This window comes from Enterococcus sp. DIV0660C (assembly GCF_017316125.1).
Lineage (GTDB): Bacteria > Bacillota > Bacilli > Lactobacillales > Enterococcaceae > Enterococcus_B.
This window is the reverse complement of sequence record NZ_JAFLWA010000031.1, coordinates 27158-46047: the sequence shown is the minus strand read 5'-3', so window position 1 is coordinate 46047 and position 18890 is coordinate 27158. Positions and strand designations below refer to the sequence as shown.

Annotated in this window: 15 protein-coding genes; 2 read left to right on the top strand and 13 right to left on the bottom strand. The window is 36.4% G+C overall.

The window, feature by feature from the left end:
* Positions 1 to 59: 59 nt before the first annotated feature.
* The 12 genes from DOK81_RS08375 to DOK81_RS08320 all read right to left on the bottom strand — a co-directional run bounded on the left by DOK81_RS08375 (position 60) and on the right by DOK81_RS08320 (position 13844).
* Positions 60 to 776 (bottom strand): pseudouridine synthase, encoded by a 717-nt coding sequence (locus tag DOK81_RS08375; RefSeq protein WP_206910003.1) that lies wholly within the window; start codon positions 774 to 776, stop codon positions 60 to 62.
* Entirely contained in the window at positions 776 to 1351 is a 576-nt protein-coding gene (gene scpB / locus DOK81_RS08370; RefSeq protein WP_206910001.1) for an SMC-Scp complex subunit ScpB, read from the bottom strand. The genes DOK81_RS08375 and scpB overlap by 1 nt, the downstream gene beginning before the upstream one ends.
* Complete coding sequence (locus DOK81_RS08365) at positions 1335 to 2105, bottom strand: segregation/condensation protein A (RefSeq protein ID WP_206909999.1); 771 nt, start codon at positions 2103 to 2105, stop codon at positions 1335 to 1337. Before DOK81_RS08365 ends, scpB begins: the two co-directional genes overlap by 17 nt.
* A gap of 17 nt (positions 2106 to 2122) precedes the next feature.
* Positions 2123 to 2473: a GNAT family N-acetyltransferase gene (locus DOK81_RS08360; RefSeq protein WP_206909997.1), complete on the bottom strand. Its 351-nt coding sequence runs from the start codon at positions 2471 to 2473 to the stop codon at positions 2123 to 2125.
* Between the two features lie 18 nt (positions 2474 to 2491).
* Positions 2492 to 3379: a site-specific tyrosine recombinase XerD gene (gene xerD / locus DOK81_RS08355; protein WP_206909996.1), complete on the bottom strand. Its 888-nt coding sequence runs from the start codon at positions 3377 to 3379 to the stop codon at positions 2492 to 2494.
* A 105-nt stretch (positions 3380 to 3484) separates the two neighbouring features.
* Positions 3485 to 3943, bottom strand: coding sequence for a Fur family transcriptional regulator (locus DOK81_RS08350; RefSeq protein WP_277988522.1), 459 nt, complete (start codon positions 3941 to 3943; stop codon positions 3485 to 3487).
* A gap of 108 nt (positions 3944 to 4051) precedes the next feature.
* Complete coding sequence (locus DOK81_RS08345; protein ID WP_206909994.1) at positions 4052 to 4915, bottom strand: S1-like domain-containing RNA-binding protein; 864 nt, start codon at positions 4913 to 4915, stop codon at positions 4052 to 4054.
* Positions 4916 to 5083: 168 nt separating this feature from the next.
* Positions 5084 to 7297 carry a cell division site-positioning protein MapZ family protein gene (locus DOK81_RS08340; RefSeq protein WP_206909993.1) on the bottom strand — a complete coding sequence of 738 codons (2214 nt, stop codon included), beginning with the start codon at positions 7295 to 7297 and terminating at the stop codon, positions 5084 to 5086.
* Positions 7298 to 7563: 266 nt separating this feature from the next.
* Complete coding sequence (gene rpoD / locus DOK81_RS08335) at positions 7564 to 8673, bottom strand: RNA polymerase sigma factor RpoD (RefSeq protein ID WP_206909991.1); 1110 nt, start codon at positions 8671 to 8673, stop codon at positions 7564 to 7566.
* A 23-nt stretch (positions 8674 to 8696) separates the two neighbouring features.
* The gene (gene dnaG / locus DOK81_RS08330) at positions 8697 to 10535 is read right to left on the bottom strand and encodes a DNA primase (RefSeq protein WP_206909990.1); all 1839 of its coding nucleotides are present in this window, start codon (positions 10533 to 10535) and stop codon (positions 8697 to 8699) included.
* A gap of 181 nt (positions 10536 to 10716) precedes the next feature.
* Complete coding sequence (locus DOK81_RS08325) at positions 10717 to 13029, bottom strand: cation-translocating P-type ATPase (RefSeq protein WP_206910111.1); 2313 nt, start codon at positions 13027 to 13029, stop codon at positions 10717 to 10719.
* Positions 13030 to 13211: 182 nt separating this feature from the next.
* A complete protein-coding gene (locus DOK81_RS08320; RefSeq protein ID WP_206909988.1) occupies positions 13212 to 13844 on the bottom strand; it encodes a lysozyme family protein in 633 nt (210 codons plus the stop codon).
* Between the two features lie 211 nt (positions 13845 to 14055).
* Here DOK81_RS08320 and DOK81_RS08315 point away from each other — a divergent pair, with 211 nt between their 5' ends.
* The gene (locus DOK81_RS08315) at positions 14056 to 14772 is read left to right on the top strand and encodes an alpha/beta hydrolase (RefSeq protein ID WP_206909986.1); all 717 of its coding nucleotides are present in this window, start codon (positions 14056 to 14058) and stop codon (positions 14770 to 14772) included.
* A gap of 12 nt (positions 14773 to 14784) precedes the next feature.
* The gene (mprF, locus tag DOK81_RS08310) at positions 14785 to 17379 is read left to right on the top strand and encodes a bifunctional lysylphosphatidylglycerol flippase/synthetase MprF (RefSeq protein ID WP_206909984.1); all 2595 of its coding nucleotides are present in this window, start codon (positions 14785 to 14787) and stop codon (positions 17377 to 17379) included.
* A gap of 68 nt (positions 17380 to 17447) precedes the next feature.
* Here the strand turns inward: mprF and tuf are convergent, their stop codons facing one another.
* A complete protein-coding gene (tuf, locus tag DOK81_RS08305; RefSeq protein ID WP_010719593.1) occupies positions 17448 to 18635 on the bottom strand; it encodes an elongation factor Tu in 1188 nt (395 codons plus the stop codon).
* Between the last annotated feature and the right edge of the window lie 255 nt (positions 18636 to 18890).

Here is an 18890-nt window from a genome sequence, read left to right as displayed (position 1 = left end):
TTACATTATACATAGCCTTGAAAAAAATGCAACATTTATCTCTTACAAAAAGTAAGCTATCATTTTGAATGATTTAGTAACGTACTGATTTCTTTTTTATTTAGCTCACGATATTCTCCCGGACGTAACCCTTGAAGAGTCAAATCCCCATATCTTTCTCGTTTTAGTTTTTGCACGGGTAAACCAACTGCCTGTAACATGTTTTTTACTTGGTGATTACGCCCTTCATGAATTGTTAACTCAACAATACTATGGTTCGTTTTAGGGTCCACTGATAAGATTTGAACTTTAGCAGGTGCCGTTTTTCGTCCTTCTAATTTAATACCTTTCGTTAAAGGAGATAATACTGATTTTGTAGCAATCCCTTTTACTTTTGCCACATACATTTTATCAACCTCATGCTTTGGATGCGTCAAACGTTGTGCAAATTCGCCGTCATTTGTTAATAGTAAAATACCAGATGTATCATAATCTAAGCGCCCGACAGGGTAAATTCGTTCTTTTACCATCGGCAATAAATCTGTAACCACTTTTCGGTTTTTATCATCTGATACTGCAGAAATAACTCCTTTAGGCTTATAAAGTAAATAATACCCATATTCTTCTTGATAAATAGGTACTTCGTCTACTTCGACAACATCGTGTTTACCCACTTTTACACCTAATTCTCTCACAACTGTGCCATTGACTTTTACCCGACCAGCCAAAATAAATTCTTCTGCTTTTCTTCGAGAAGTAATTCCGGCGTGTGCAATTACTTTTTGCAATCTTTCCATTACTTTTGTTCTCCTTCGCTCACTCCATCAAAAAACAAATCCAATGATGCATCATCTTTTAACGCGTTTTCTAGTTCTTGTGTGTCTGGTAACTCTGTTAAGTCTTTTAAACCAAAATAATCAAGGAAATAACCTGTCGTTCCATACAAAATTGGACGACCTGGTCCTTCCACGCGTCCTTTTTCTTCAATTAATTTATGAGCAACCAATCGCTGAACGGGACCAGAAGCTTGGACACCTCTGATTTGTTCGATTTCTGTACGTGTAATTGGTTGTTTGTAAGCAATAATTGCTAACGTTTCTACTGCTGCTTGTGATAACGTATTTGATGAACCTTGTGCATATTTTTTTAAAAGTGGTGCTAATTCTTTTTTTGTTGTTAAGACGAAATGGTCTTCTGTTTCGAAAATGTGTAACGCTGAATCAAGAGTCGCCTGATATTTTTTTTCTAAGGCCACAATCAGTTCAGATAATTCCTGTTTATCAATATTCAATAAATAACTTAACTCATCACTGCCAATTCCTGCTTCACCGGCAACGAAAAGGATAGCTTCTAGTTCACTTAATTTTGTCATTCGTTGTATCTCCTACTACTGGATAAAGCATGATTGAATCATAATTTTCTGCCTGTTCAGCAAAAATCTGCCCATTTTTCATCAGTTCAAGTAATGCCATGAAGGTCGTCACAACTTCTGCTTTTGTTGGGGCTTCAAAAAATGATTCAAATGTACAGCCTGATTGACTGTTTACTAACTTTTCCTTAATAAAACTCATACGTTCTTCGATTGTCGTATCATCTGGGGCAATCGTTTTTTCCACTTTTTGTGAAAATTTTTTTCGTTCTAAAATAGCCTGCATGGCTCGAAATAAATCGACTTTTTTTACTTGCCCACGTTTGAGAGGCAATTCTTTTTCTGCCAAGTCTTCTACCATAGTTGGTTCTTTCGAATAATATAAACTGCGTTCCTCAGCTTTTTCAATCAACTTTTCCGCTGCGTACTTATATTTTCGATATTCTAAAAGTTGTGTGACCAATTCGTCACGTGGATCTTCTTCCCATATCAGATCATCTTCAATTGCTAACTCCTGAACGGGCAGTAATGTTTTACTTTTGATTGCCATTAGTGTGGCTGCCATTACCAAATATTCTCCAGCTAACGCTAGCTCCATCGTTTTCATCGTGTGAATATAGTTCATGTACTGCTCCGTAATCGTCGCAATTGGAATATCGTAAATATCAATTTCCATTTGCTGAATCAAATGAAGCAATAAATCCAATGGCCCTTCAAAAATATCTAGTTTAATATTGATTTCAGTCAAATGTTTCACTCTTTCTTAGTTATGCTTCATTGCCATTTAGATAAGTAAGGTTTCGTAACTTCAGTTGCTAAAAAGGTCACTTCGGGGTATTTTTCCTGAAGCTCATTTAGCATCAGAAAGCCCATATTTTCTCCTCGGTAAGAAGGATTCAACGAAATATCATGAATGATCAATTGATCCTTACCTATCCATTCAATACCGATGATCCCTTGGATGTTCGTCGAGTCTTCTGGAGTGAAGAAAAATAGTTCATACTTATTTTCTGCTTCATAAACATCGATTTCTTTTAACAAATCTGCTTGATCCGATAATTTTTTATGAAAGCTTAACAAGCCCATTGCAATTTTTCGGTTCTCTTTTCGGTAATGTGTTAACATTATTTCACCTTCCTCTAATTAAGCCCTTGGAAAATGCTGCTTGTAAACATCTGTCATTCTTTTTTTCGTGATATGTGTATAGATTTGTGTTGTTGAGATGTCTGCATGTCCCAATAATTCTTGTACCGTCCGTAAGTCAGCTCCATTTTCCAACAAATGCGTAGCAAAACTATGACGTAAAGTATGTGGTGTGACGTCTTTACGAATACCTGCTTGCTGTACTAATTGCTTTAAGTTCTTCCAAATTCCTTGTCGAGAAAGTCCTTTTCCATGGTTATTTACAAATACATGTAGTTCAGAAGTATCTTTCACCAACAATGGACGTGCCTCATCCAAATAACGTTCTAGCCATTGGATTGCATAATCTCCCAAAGGGATGATCCGTTCTTTATCTCCCTTACCAATTGTTTGTAGTAAGCCAAGAGAAAGATGAAGATCCCCAAGTTTTAGATTGATCAATTCACTAACCCGCATGCCAGTTGCATACATTACTTCCAAAATTGCCCGATCTCTAATTCCTAATGTTTTTGAAGTATCCGGGGTTTCAATCAATATTTCGACTTCTTTAAGCGTCAATGTACTTGGCAATTTTTGTGCTTTTTTTGGTGTATCAATATGTTGCATAGGATCATGGTCCGTATAGCGTTCTTGTCGCAAAAATTGATGAAATCTTCTTAAGCTAGAAATCATTCGAGTAATTGTTGCAGTCGCTTTTTGTTCTTCATGTAATTTTTCTAAATACTGAATGACTAAATAACGATCGACCATTTGCCAAGAGGTAATCTTCTTTTCTTCCATAAAATGCAAATATTGTTCCAAATCGCGTTCATAACTTTTACGCGTATTGGCAGAAAGTCCACGTTCAATATTCAAATAATGAAGGTACTCACTTAATTCTTCTTTCATACTATAACCCACCTCATGCTTTCTCTATCATATCAGATACACCTTTATTTCGATAGTCCATTTACGTTATCTGCACAAAGAAAAAGCCGTCTTTCAACAGACGGGCTACTTTCTCTTTTCGTTTTCTTGACAGTTATGACAAATTCCATGAAAGGTCAAACGATGATCTTTCACTAAAAAATGATATCTTTTTTCAACAACTTCTTCAACTTCTCCCAAAAGGTCTTCTTCGACTTCCTCAATAGCACCGCAATTAAGGCATAGTAAATGGTGGTGAAAATGCTTCGCACCATCTTTTCGTAAATCATAACGAGCTAATCCGTCATTGAAGCTTACTTTATCGACAATTTTTAAATCAGTCAAAATTTCTAACGTGCGGTAAACCGTTGCAAGACCAATTTCTGGACTTTTTTTCTTAACTAAAAAGAAAATCTCTTCGGCAGACAGATGCTCCTTTTCATTTTCTAAGAGCACAAGTAGCGTCGCCTCTCGCTGCGGAGTCAATTTAAAACCTGATTCATGTAATTGTTGTTTCGTTTTCTTCATTGCTAATATAGCATTCATTCATTAATTCAACTCCAACAATTTATAATAATTATAAATAAGTAAATAATAATACTCTGTTAAATTATAATAATTATAAGCTAGTTAAGAAAAACATGCAAGATATTCTCAATTAGATTTTTCGATTAATTTCGTCACACCGTCTTCTTGCTTAATCAATCCTTGCTTCATCAGATTTCCCATTGCACGTTTGAAAGCACCTTTACTGATTCCAAAAGTTTTCATAATATCTTCTGGATCTGATTTGTCCGTAAATTGTAATTGTTTTTCTGCCGAACGTTCTAAAATCGTCAAAATCATTTGTGCATCATCACTAATTGCTTCATGGGCGCGTGGTTTCAGAGAGATGTTTAAAACACCATCTGGTCGAACACCAACAACACGACCACTTACATGTTCACCTAAGCGCGGCTCTTGGTAACGTTCAGACGGATGAATAAACGCCACATAAAAATCATCGGTCAAGACATACGTTCCTGCTAATTTCAAGCGATAAGTCGTTCCCGAAATATCTTTATTTTTTAGTTCTTCATTCCCCTGCTTACTCAATGATTTAAAGATTTTTTCGTCCGCAAGCTCACCCCAAATACGATTTTTTGCATCTACCTTCAAGGCAATCATTAATCGATCTCCTTTTTTAGGCCACAATTCCGTCATTGTTGGTAATTCATCTAAAGAAACAACAAAATCTTTATCTGGTAAGCCAATATCCACAAAAGCACCTAGATCTCTTCTAGTTGCTGTTACTGTTCCAAAAGCATAATGACCAATGCGACTTTTAGGAATCAACGTTGTTAAACGGTTTTCATGTTTTTGATTTTGATAGCCAAATCCTTCAACCGCTTCACCAATTTTATGCTCGCCTTCTGATTTGCTTAAACCAAAAGTTTGTCCATTCTTTTGGACAAAATAATTTTTTTCATTTTCATCAATAATAATTCCTGTAAATATATTTGCTAATAAATTATTCATTTCGATCTCCTTTTAATTGAAAGGCTTTGTTTTCCCATCACTTTTCTCTGCTATCATAACATACAGCTTTCACCAAGAACAATGTTCCAAGCAGTAAGGCATAAAAAAACTTAGGCGATCATCTATCTAGATTCGCCTAAGCCATTCGCTTGTTTAATTAGTAATTTTTTAGTTACTTCCATTTCCACCAAACCAACCTGTTTTACAGTTGATTGTTACGATATAAAATGGTAAAGCACTTTCACCGATACCGTTCATTAGCGAAGATTTAGTTGAAGTTGCGTAAAGATTGTAGTAGCCTTCACCATTTCTGATTTGTGCCTTTTCTAACTTATAGCCGCCGTCAACAATATAGCCTCGTTGAATACAAGTAGCGATGACACTTTCTCTTACTCCAGATGCCCAGTTCCACGCTGCGTTGGAACTATCTGCAACATCACTTGCATTTGTTCCCATGATCGGTTGATTCGCTGTTGAGCCTGAGCCAACAGTTGTGTTACTAGAAGCTGTGTTTGCTTTTGCAGCTTCCTGAGCTGCTTTTTCTGCTTGAGCTGCTTGAGCCGCAGCAACTTGTTCTGCTTTTGCTTTTTGCTCTGCTTCTTGTTTTTCTTTTTCTTCTGCAGCTTTTTTCTCAGCTGCTTGTTTTTCTTTCTCCGATAATTGATGATCTACTTTTGTTAATTGTTGCTTGAAAGAATCGGCAAGTTCTTTGTTTACAATTTTATCAACAGCTTCTTTCGCTGTTTTGTATTGATCCCGCGTAGCTGATTCAACAACTTTTTCATCTTGGTAAACAACTTTTGTCTTTTCTTCAGCTGTTTCAATTTGTTCGAGTTGTTTCTGCGCTTCTTGCTGGGCCTTTTGAATAAGTTCACCAAAATCTGAATCATCGGTTTCAATTGCTTCGATTTTATCAGTATTTCTTAGCACTGGTTTTTCGGCTAAATGATCATCTTCAATTACTGGGTCAATAAACAAATCATTTACTTTTTTGATATTGATTATCTTTGCTTGAATATCATCATACGTCTCATTCAATTCTTGATAATCTTTTGTAGAATCAACTTCGTTTAACTCTTGTTTGATTTTCGACAAATCTTGATTCAAGTGGTCTGTACGAATGAATTCATTTTTATCACCAAAGTAAAAACTAGCTAGTTCCTTTTTGATTTCAGAGACTTTTTTTTCTTGTCTGGCTACCTCAGCAATTCGTTCAGCTTCGACTTTTTGTTGATTGTCATAGTATGCCCAACCACCAACACCTAGTAAAATAACTGCAGCTAACAGTAGGTAAGGTCCTTTTTTAACTTTTTTGGATTTTCCAGTTGGTTGTTCTGGGTTTGGAGTTATCATTGCTGGTTCTTTTCCAGCTTCTTGATTTGCTTTAACAGACGCTACAGCAGGCTTTTTAGTCATTTGTTCAGTTGGTTCGTCCGCTTCTACTGGTTGATTCACAGTAGCATCATATTCGGGAGAATTCACTTCTTCTTTTTTTGAAGCTTTTTTTAAATGCTCATTTGAACCTACTTTAGCAAGCTTTAAAGATTCATCCTTTGCTGATTGTTTCTGAGAAACAGCTATTGGTTCTTCTGCTGTTTTTTCCGCTTCGTCAACTTTAGATTCCCGCCCTTCAACAGCTGGCACAGCAGATTTTTCTTTCGTGACCAACTCTTCTGAACGTTCTATTTTTTCTCCTTTTTCGTCGTCGCTTTTAGCAGAAGTAGACACGACAGCTTCCGTGTCAGCACTGTTTTCTTCTTTGTTATCTGCTGCACCTTCTGCAATCTCAGATGTCTGATTAGCAGCAATCTTTTCATGGATCATTTGCATCAATTCTTTTGATTGTTCTTCATCCACGTCTTCACGATGTGCTTGGATATAGGCTGCAAGAATTGATTGATCATCTTCTTTTTTTACATTTTCTTTTAGTTGTGTAATACGTTCTTGTTTTTCTTTTTCAACTACTTCATCAACTGAAAGTCCTTTTTCAGTGTTGATTTCATTTTGATCCTTTGGTTGCTTATCTCGATTTTTTTTCATAGGCTTGACAGCTTTCTCTTTCTTTTCTTCCAATCGTTCACCCGCAGTTTCTTTTTCCGGTGCTGCTTCTGACTTTTCCGAGGCATCAAACAATTCCATAACTGATTCAAGTGGTAAATCTTTTAGTTCTGACCATTCAATTGGGTCATTTAACTCTGTATCTGGAAAATCTGGTTGGTTATTCTCTTCAGGAAGTTGTTCAAGAGATTGGTCTTTCGATTCGATAACATCTCGTTTATTTTGAATGTGCTGATCTTTTTCTTCAAGGCTAAAGCCACAATCTGGGCAAACTTTTTGACCTTTAATCTTTTTCGATCCACATTTTGGACATTTTTTTTTCACTTAGTGATCGGCTCCTTTAACTAAGTTTAACGCTAACATTTAATCTATCACATTCTGACCTATCAGCCAATAGTTTATCTTTACGATTTTCTAACAAATAAGTAAATCGAACGTTAAAAATAAGGACTAAAAATTTTTTTTGTATTAAAAAATATTTTTAAATTCCATCATAAGTATTAGAAAATAGATATTACGTAATTTTTTTATTTGATCAACTAAAAAGCTGACACAAAACGTTGATTTGTTTTGTGTCAGCTTTTTGTTTTTTATTCTAAGAAATCTTTTAATTGTTTTGAACGTGAAGGATGGCGTAATTTTCTTAGGGCTTTTGCTTCAATCTGACGAATACGCTCACGTGTTACGCCGAAAACTTTCCCTACTTCTTCTAAGGTTCTTGTTCGACCATCATCTAAACCGAAACGTAAACGCAACACGTTTTCTTCCCGGTCAGTCAGTGTATCCAACACATCTTCTAATTGTTCTTTTAACAATTCGTAAGCTGCATGTTCAGCAGGACTTGTAGCTTCTTGGTCTTCAATGAAGTCTCCAAGATGTGAATCATCTTCTTCACCAATTGGTGTTTCCAATGAGACAGGTTCTTGAGCAATTTTTAAGATTTCGCGTACCTTTTCTGTAGGTAGGTCCATTTCTGCTCCAATTTCTTCAGGTGTTGGTTCTCTACCTAAATCTTGGAGTAGTTGACGTTGGATACGAATCAATTTATTAATTGTTTCGACCATATGAACTGGAATACGGATCGTACGTGCTTGGTCAGCAATCGCGCGTGTGATTGCTTGACGAATCCACCAAGTTGCATAAGTTGAGAATTTGAATCCTTTACGGTAATCAAACTTTTCAACGGCTTTCATTAAACCCATATTTCCTTCTTGGATCAAATCTAAGAACTGCATACCACGACCCACATAGCGTTTCGCAATACTTACAACTAGACGTAAGTTTGCTTCAGCTAAACGTTGTTTAGCTTCTTGGTCGCCTTCTTCGATTTTTAAGGCAAGTGCTACTTCTTCTTCAGCTGTTAAAAGGGAAACTCGGCCGATTTCTTTTAAATACATACGAACTGGATCATTGATTTTTACACCAGTTGGTGCAGATAGATCCTCTGTTTTTGCTTTTTCAGCTTTTTTCTCACCACTTTTTAAACTGTGGATTGATGGTTCACCATTTTCGTCAACAACACTGATTCCAGCATCTTCAACTTTTTGGATCAATTTGTCCATTTCCTCAGCATTCAATGTGAATGGTGTAGCAAGTTGGTTTGATAAATCGTCATAAACAACTTGTCTTTTAGGTTTGTGTTCTTTGATGAAAGCTGTTACTGCTGCTTCATATTTTTTCTTATCCGTTACATTTGCCATAAAAGAAGGCCCCCTTCAAGTAGCTATTTGGCTTGTTTTAACTGTCTCGTTAAATTAATGATCTCAATTGTCAATTCTAATTCTAACTGTTTGTTACCTGTACGCCTGGCTTCTTGCTGCAATTGTTTTTTTTCGATTATTTTATCAGCTAAGCCAGATTTACTGATAACAGCCAGTAAATCTTGAATCTCGCGCGTAGAGCTTTCTTCGGCCACTCGCAAATAAGCAATCTCAACCACTAAACGCCTAATTTTTTCATCTTGCAAAAAGTTTAAAAAGTCTGCAAGGTTAAACTCTTCATATTGTGATAAATAAGCATCAAATAAAAAATAGATTTCTGCATATTCATCATGGATAAATTGAAACTCTTGTTCTTTTAGAAGATTCCGAACTGAGATTTCTTTGAACGCACGATACAACAGCATTTGCTCCGCTTTTTCAACTTGTGTCAGCGGTTGTTTTTGTTGCGGTAACTCCTGCTTTACCACTGGCATGTTCGGTTCGGCAGCTCGTTGCCGTTCTTGTCGGTTTGTTCGTTTCAACTCACGCAATTGTTTTTGAATCGTTTCACGACTAACTTGAAATTCACTTGTTAGCTGTGATAGATACATATCTTGCTCAATTGGTGAGACTACTTTACTTAATTCAATCAACACTTCTTGGAGATAATCTAACTTATCTTTTTCGTTATCTAAATTCTTATTTTGTTTCAGATAACGTGTTTTAAATGTAAAGACTGTTTCACGACCATGTTGAATCAATTCCTGAAAGGATGCTTCACCATATTTTCGTAAATATTCATCGGGATCCAGTTTTTCTGGCACAACCACGATAGATAACTGCAATCGACTATTTTCACGTAGAAGTTCGATTCCACGATTGGTAGCCTCAAACCCTGCTTGATCACCGTCATAACAAAATACAAGCTCTTTTGTTAAGCGCTCCATTTGCTGGATTTGTTGAGCAGTCAAACTGGTTCCCATTGAAGCTAAGCCATTCTTGATTCCAGCTTGCCAGGCTGCAATCACATCCATGAATCCTTCAAACAGTAGTATTTCATTACTTTTTCGGATTTCACTTCTTGCTTTATCCAAGTTAAATAAAACTTGGCGCTTATTAAATAGTTCTGTTTCTGGACTATTTAAATACTTAGGTTGATCTTTTTCTTGCCCTTTCTCTGGTGCTAACCATCGACCAGAAAAACCAATCGTTCGTCCTTGTGGATTATTGATTGGAAACATAATACGCTGATAAAATCGATCAGAGAAATTACCATCATCATGCTTGATAAACAATCCTGAACGTTCAAAGACATCACTCGATAATGACTCATTATTGAACACTTGAACTAAAAAGGAACGTTCATTTGGTGCGAAACCAATCTTAAACGTTTCAATCAGTTCCATTGTCAAACCACGCTTCAGTAAATAATCAAGTGCAGGCTGTCCGGCTTTCGTGTGTAACAACATATGGTGATAAACTTCTACAGCTTTTTCATGTGCCACGAGTAGTTTGCCAGTAGCTGAATCTGTTTCATTAACAACATATGTTTGTTGTTTCCATTGATCTGCTAAGGGAATTTGTTCAAATTCTGCGACCTTTACAACTGATTCTGGAAAAGTCAATCCTTCAAGTTCCTGAAGAAAAGTAAAGACGTTTCCACCCTTTCCACAGCCAAAGCAATGAAAGATCTGTTTATCTTCAGCTACGGAAAACGAAGGTGTTTTTTCTTCGTGAAAGGGACAAAGTCCTAAATAATTTTTCCCAGATTTCTTTAATTGAACATATTGTCCAATCACCTCAACAATATTCGTTTGACTTCGAATATTTTCAATCACTTCCTGAGGAATTCGCTGAACCATTGTTTCCACCCCCTCATTTGTATACTCCATAAAAATCGAGTAAATCTATCAGGAGAATAACCGGTAAAAAATCGCACCAACCGAAATCAGCGCGATTTTAAAGGACACAATTATACATGTTTGATTGTATCATATTCCTGTTCTTTTTCAAGTATAACGTTCTAACAAATTAATGAATCATTTAAGCAAACTTATTCAATAGCTTTTCTTGAATATTCGCACGCCAATACGCTAGACGAAGAACAATATTTATTGCCATGAACCCAACGAATAAACCAAGTTGATTTCCCACGCCTAAGTTTACTTCTAAAATGCCATGGAAAAGCATCGCTGCTACATAGATCCCAACAATTGTCGTTACAGCTAAGAAAATTCGTAGTGGATTGAAAGGATAACATGCTTTGATTACAGCTAAACAACTAATGCCAATCAATAAATAATACATCAATGTTGTCGTTTCACCATTTGACCAGTCCAATCGTTGTCCCAACAGATAAACCGTCACAACGTTTAAGACAACCAAAATTGCATTTGGTAAAGCATTGATCAGCGCTGTCGGCAAGTAGCGATAATTTATTTTTCGTTTATCTTGCTCAAAAGACAAGAAGAATGACGGATACCCTTCAATAGCTAGATCAATTAATGTGATTTGAATTGGAATAAACGGGAACCCAACTGCTGTAATCGCACATATGATAGACAAAATGAAGGAGTAAATTGTTTTGATAAAGAAAATTCCCGAAACTTTAGTCACATTGTTAACCACTCGGCGGCCTTCAAACAAAACTTCTGGCAATGTCGTGAAATCTGAATCAAGTAAAACTAAATTAGCAATCTGGCGAGTTGCCCCATCGCCTTCCGCCATGGCAATACTACAATCAGCTTCACGAAGTGCTAATACATCATTTACGCCATCCCCTGTCATCGCAACTGTCCGACCACTCTCTTTTAACTCATTGACAAGAGTTTTCTTTTGCTGAGGACTTACCCGACCAAAAACTGTATAGTCATGCGCAGCTTTTCGAACATCTTCCTCGTTCATTAAATCTGAAAGATCAATATATGCATCATAATTAGGCAAGCCTGCACGTCTCGCAATATTAGAAACAGTAAAAGGATTATCACCAGAAATAACTTTTAGATCCACACCTTCTTCATGTAAATAAGCTAATGTTTCTGGTGCATTTTTCCGAATAGGGTCGTCAATTTCAAATAAAGCAATGGGTTCAACACCGGTTGGTTTATCCTCAGATAATTTTTGATGAGGCGCAACGCCTAACATCAAGACACGATAACCATTTGCCTGTGCAGACATCAATCGTTCTGGTAACTGACTTTGTGGAACTAATCGTTCTGGTGCCCCAACATACACTACACCTAATTCAGGGAATTCCATTGCTCCCCATTTTCGATCAGAAGAAAACGCTAAGACCTCTTCTACTTGATAGCGATTGGAAACCGCAAAATAATTACGTAAAGCCTGCATCGTCACATTATTGTCATTACTTTCTGCTAAATAAGTCCCAATAATTTCTGGAATTGCTTTTTCGTAACGTTTATCTAATGCTTCTACATGCTGGATACTCATTTTCCCTTCCGTGATTGTTCCTGTTTTATCCAAACACAGTGTGTCGACGTGAGCTAAGGTTTCAATTGCATACATGTCTTGAACAAGTATCCGTTTTTTTGCTAACTTTGTAACTCCAGTTGTCAAAGCAATACTGATTAATAATACCAATCCTTTTGGCAACATTCCTAGTAACGCAGCAGCTGAAGCAACAACTGATAGTTTGATTGACGCATCTCTAATAAATAATGCTTGCAAGAATAAAATAATCCCTAATGGAATAATGACAAAACTGGTAAATTTCGATACTTTTCTGATTGAGTCAACTAATTCAGATTGAATTTTTTTATGTTTTTTAGCTTCGCTCGTTAAACGAACAGCATAGTTGTCTGCTCCAACCCGAATCACTTTCGCAAAAACTGAACCACTTGTTAAGAAACTCCCAGAGAGTAATTCTGCTCCAGCTTCCTTAACGATAAGATCCGATTCGCCCGTCAATAAAGCCTCATTTGCTTCTGCTCGACCACTCAGCACTTGCAGATCTGCAGGAATCTGTTCTCCCGCACCAATTTTTACTAAATCATCCAGCACAAGCTCTTTTGTTGAAATTGCTTGCTCTTTTCCCTCACGCACAACCGTTACTTCAGATTGAGAAACGATCGACAATTTTCTAACAAGATTTCGTGCATGAATCTCTTGATAGATTCCGATAACGATATTCATGACAATGATGGCGATATAAGCCATATTGGAGTAAGCACCAACTAAAAGTAAGCAGACACCAATCCCAAAGTTCAGAAAATTGAATAATGTCAGAATGTTATCGCTGAAAATTTGTCTAGTTGTTTTTGAAGCATCTTCTTGATAGTCATTTTGCTGACCTAAAGCCAGCTTTTGTCTAACTTCTTCCTGTGTTAGACCCATCATTTTTTTATTTTCCATTTTTCGCCAACTTTCAAAAATAATCACGTCTTTAAGTCTAGCGTTTTCCTGACTTAAAAACAACTTGTTTTTTTAGGGTTCAAACAGATTCTCCACTCAAAAAAATAAAGTCTGTTTCTCAAATTTGTCTAAATAAAAATTTAGACAGATGATACTTTCACCTTTACTTAATTAAATATTTTTTCATATGCTTGGATTATCTTTTCATTCATCATCACAATATCCGCATAGAACATGTTTCCTCCATTATGGTAAAGATAGCCACCATTGTACAAAACAGATTGGACTCGCCAATAGCGGTACTGTGTCTGTTCCTCATTTCCTAACAATGGACTCAAAATTGTTTTAGAATATTTTTCAGCTAACTTGACTGTATTTTCACCACCGTTTTCTTTTACATACGCAATATAATCCTTACCAAAGTTATACGCTTGGATGGCAGTTGCTAAATCACACCCCTGTTTTTTAGCTTCCGCGATCATTTCTGCCAGATAGCTCACACCTTGATTGATACTTTCCTGTGGATCATCAATCACGTTCGTTTCACCATGCGCACTTTCAGAACTCTGCATCAAATCTTTTCCAGAACCTTTTGATTCCGTTAAAATAATCGCTTTGATTAAAGTTTCGTCATTTTCCATTTGGTATTTTTGTGTAGCTTCTGTTATTTCTGTTTGATAAGCTTCTACCTTTTTTACAGATTGGTACGTTCGATTAGCAAAAAAAATTGCGCCTCCAACGAGCACGAGTAGTATCGTAAAAAAGAAAGCTTTCATTATTGAAAATCTTTTTTTCTTCATCATACATCACCTAGTTATTTAGACATCTTTTTTTATCTTACTATTTCTTTTCAAGATTCGCCATTTCTTATTTGTTTTCTGTAAATTACTTAATAAAAAATGAAATTTTCCCATAAAATTTGTCAACTTACAAAATTGATCGATAAGTTTCAAGAAAAACAATTGTCTAAAAACAGAAAAAATCGTTATACTTTAAACAGTAGGTGATTATGTGAAAAAAGAAAAGAAATATGCAAAAATGGCAGACGGCAGTCAAATCTATTATGAAAAAAGTGGTAGTGGATTCCCTCTTTTTTTGCTCCACGGTAATGGGGGCAATGGAACTTTTTTTTCACAACAAGTTCCACTTTTTGAACAACATTTCACAGTTTATTTAATTGATAGTCGCGGTCAAGGTCATTCAACTAACGAATCCGCTAATTTGAGCTTCAATTTAATGGCAGAAGACTTAGCGACGATATTAGTTTTGGAAAATATCCAACAAGTGGATATTTTAGGATTTAGCGATGGTGCTAATTTAGCTTTGGTTTTCGCAAGTACGTATCCAAAAAATGTTCATCGTTTGATTTTGAATTCCGGAAACACTTTAGTTCAGGGTGTCCGCCTACTTCCATTGGTTGCTAGCTATCTTCACTACGGCATGATTTGGATTGCTTCCTTGTTTTGGCCAAAATTACGAAAAAAATTAGCAGTGATTTCTTTACTGTTACATAATGTTGGTTTGACTGAAACACAATTAAGCAAAATTATTTGTCCGACACTGATTTTAGTTGGGAAAAAAGATGTGATCAAGCTCAAGCACTCGCTTTTCTTAGCAAAAACTTTGCCTAACGCTTCCTTTGTACTTGTAAAGGGAAGTGGCCATCAATTAGCGCGTCAGGATCCAAAAAGATTCAATCAAGAAGTACTAAATTTTTTAGAAGAATAGTAGGTGATTTATGTGTTAAAAACAGCCCTTCAATGGTTTAAGAATCATTTAGGACTATTTAAAACAATTTTTTTAATTTCTGTTGTTGTGATTATTTTTGGAGAACTCTTATCAATCGGTAAGACGTTGTCTGTCGATCAGCTAGCTCAGACTTTTTCCAATATCCCGATTTGGAAAACATTTTTGATGTTCATCATTGGATTACTTTGTGTCGCACCAATGATTGGTTATGATGTAATCTTAAATCGTTTATTAGGTCAAAAATTGTCGTGGAGTTATTTACTCGAAACAAGTTGGTTGATCAATACGATTAACAATGTAGCAGGTTTTGGTGGTTTTGTAAGTATCGGTCTTCGTTCAGAACTTTATGGACAGAAAAAAGATGGAAAGAAAGTCATGCAGGCCCTTTCGAAAATTTTCTTATTTTTGATGGCAGGACTCTCTATCTATAGTTTATTGTCATTTTTGCTGGTGCTTTTTACTCCTGTGACTCCCTTCATCAAACAATATTGGATTTGGTTAATTGGTGGTGGGCTATATTTTCCAGTTGTCTTGTTAGTCACTACCTTAAAGAAAGAAGGATACTTGGGTGGTTTGACTTGGAAGCTACGCGGGCAATTACTGCTTGTTTCTTTTTTAGAATGGACAGGTGTCCTGCTAAGTTTTCTTTCGGTCGGTTTTTTAATGGAGATTCCGATTGATTTATGGCAGACAATTCCTTTATTTATTGCGGCTTCTGTGATTGGGATCGTATCGATGATTCCCGGTGAGATTGGAAGTTTCGATGTAATGATGATTCTCGGGTTATCAGCAATCGGGATTCCTCGTGAAATCGTAGTGGTCTGGATTTTACTTTTTCGGATTTTTTATTACTTTATTCCATTTTTATTGGGTATCGTCTTTTTCTTCAAAAATATCGGTGCCTCTTTCAATCAGCGCTATTCTGGTATTCCTAGACAACTGGCGACAGAAATTGCGCACAAAATTGTTGTTGTTTTACTTTATTTTTCTGGCATCATGCTCGTATTATCAGCTACAATTCCACAAGCTTTTTCGGAGTTTCATTGGTTGCACACATTGAATCCACTAAAATTCCATTTTATCGTTCAGTTTCCAAGCATTATTTTAGGTTTCTTATTATTGATTATGGGACGCGGAATCGCTGCACGAGTCACTCGTGCCTATTTACCAACAATTATCATTGTAGGTCTTGCGTTACTGTATGTTATCCTTGGTGATTTCACCTTGACTGGATCAATTTTCTTGACCCTATTATTAGTGATCATCATTGCTTCAAAAAATGAGCTTTTTCGCGAACAACTAGTTTATTCTTGGGAATGGTTAACCGTCGATGGCTTGTTGATTGGCACATTAACCATTTTATATCTGGTAATTGGCGTCTATAATCTGCCGATATTTCCCCATCGGAAGCATCACTTTATTTCATTCTTTCTATTTCCATCTGAAAAAATCTGGCTCTCTGGTTTCTTAGCAATTGTTACGGTTAGCTTGATCATGATCCTCTTTGTTCATTTCTTACAGGGAAAAAAGAAATTAGTGGGTGAAGTTTTTGATGAAGAAAAAGCAACAGCCGTGCTGGCTAATTATGGAGGGAATTCCGATAGTCAACTTATTTTCTTGAAAGATAAACGGATGTTCACTTACGAATCAAATGGTGAACCAACTGTATTATTACAGTTTGCCTCTTATAATAATAAGTGTGTTGTTATGGGGGATCCTTCTGGGAAAAAGGAAGATTTTCCAAAAGCAATTGAAGCATTTATTACAGAAACGGATCGTCTTGGCTACTTACCTGTTTTTTATGAGTCAAGTGAAGAACTTGTAATGATTCTCCATGACGTAGGCTATGATTTCATCAAAATGGGAGAAGAAGCGTACGTTGAACTACCTGAATTCACTACTTCTGGGAAGAAAATGAAGGGTACTCGGGCAGTCATTAATCGAATCGAACGTGATGGATTTACTTTTGAAGTCCTTTCGCCTCCATTTTCTGTAGAACAAATGCAAACATTTAAACAAATTTCCGATAACTGGCTCGGCAGTCGTAAAGAAAAAGGGTTTTCGCTAGGATTTTTTGCTGAAGATTATCTTCAACGTGGACCTATTGCTGTTGTCCGAAATTCCGAAAAAGAAATAGTTGCCTTTGCAAATATTATGCCAACTTATACAGATAACAAAGTTGGAACAATCGATTTGATGCGTTATGATCCAAAAAAGGCGCCTTCTGGTAGCATGGATTTCTTATTCATCCACTTGTTCACTCATATGAAAGAGCAAGGGATTCAATGGTTCAACCTAGGAATGGCCCCTCTTTCGAATGTGGGAACGTCTAGAAAAAGTTTTCTTCAAGAGCGAATTGCTTACTTGGTTTATGAATTTGGTTCCCATTTTTATTCTTTCCATGGATTACGTGAATACAAAGAAAAATATGCAACACATTGGACACCTCGATATACCCTTTATTCTCGAGATAGTTGGATTGCGTATGTCATGATTGCGTTACTGATTATCGACAATGCTCCTGTTGAAAAAAGTGGAAAAATGAGTCCTTTACAAAAAGGATTGAAAAAATGGTTTAAAAAATAGCAAAAAAGGATTCCAGAAATCATTTCTGGAATCCTTTTTAGTTGTGTTCAGATTATTTTTAAACGTGTTTATGCTTCGATCTCAGTAACGATACCTGAACCAACAGTACGTCCACCTTCACGAATTGAGAATGTTGTACCATTTTCAATTGCGACTGGATGAATCAATTCTACGTCGATTGTTACGTTATCGCCAGGCATAACCATTTCTGTACCTTCTGGCAATACGATTGTACCTGTTACGTCCGTTGTACGGAAGTAGAATTGTGGACGGTAGTTATTGAAGAATGGTGTATGACGTCCGCCTTCTTCTTTTGTCAATACATAAACTTCTGCCTTGAATTTTGTATGTGGTGTGATTGAACCTGGTTTAGCAATTACTTGTCCACGTTCGATATCTTCACGTTGGATCCCACGTAGTAGTACACCTACGTTATCTCCTGCTTCACCATAATCAAGTGTTTTACGGAACATTTCAACACCTGTAACAACTGCTTTTTGAGTTTCTGGTTTGATACCAACGATTTCAATTTCATCACCAACACGAACAGCACCGCGATCGATACGACCTGATGCAACCGTACCACGACCAGTAATAGAGAAAACATCTTCCACTGGTAATAATAATGGTTTGTCAGTATCACGTTCTGGAGTTGGAATATATTCGTCAACTGTATCCATCAATTCCATGATTGCGGCTTCAGCATCTGGATCACCTTGTAAAGCTTTCAAAGCTGAACCTTTGATTACAGGTGTATCATCACCTGGGAACCCATATTCACTTAATAGTTCGCGAACTTCCATTTCAACTAAGTCGATTAATTCTTCATCATCAACTAAATCTGTTTTGTTTAAGAAAACGATTAGATATTTAACACCAACTTGACGTGATAACAAAATGTGTTCACGAGTTTGAGGCATTGGGCCATCAGTAGCAGATACTACTAAGATTGCACCGTCCATTTGAGCTGCACCGGTAATCATATTTTTAACGTAATCCGCATGTCCTGGTGCATCAATATGTGCGTAGTGACGTTTATCTGTTTCATACTCTACGTGTGCTGTATTAATTGTAATTCCACGTTCACGTTCTTCAGGAGCTGCATCAATACTTGCATAGTCTTGAGGATTTGCTAGGCCTTTTTTCCCTAATACTGTTGTGATTGCAGCAGTTAAAGTGGTTTTACCATGATCGACGTGTCCAATGGTACCAATGTTAACGTGTGGTTTACTTCTGTCATAATGTTCTTTTGCCATAATTTACAAACCTCCTAAATAATATAGATCACTGAACTTTCAGCTCTCACGTTTTTATTATAGTCCTTTTTTTGTAAAATAAAAACGAATATGTCCTCCTTACTTTTTGTAAGACTGGAACAATGATTATTATACGTCAAAATTGGTCAAAGTCAACTAAGAACACTTTCGTGTACATTCGCTTTTCTAATGTCCTTTTTTGTATAGTTTTTTATAAATAAAACTAGTTTGAGAAGATTCAATAGACGAATCACA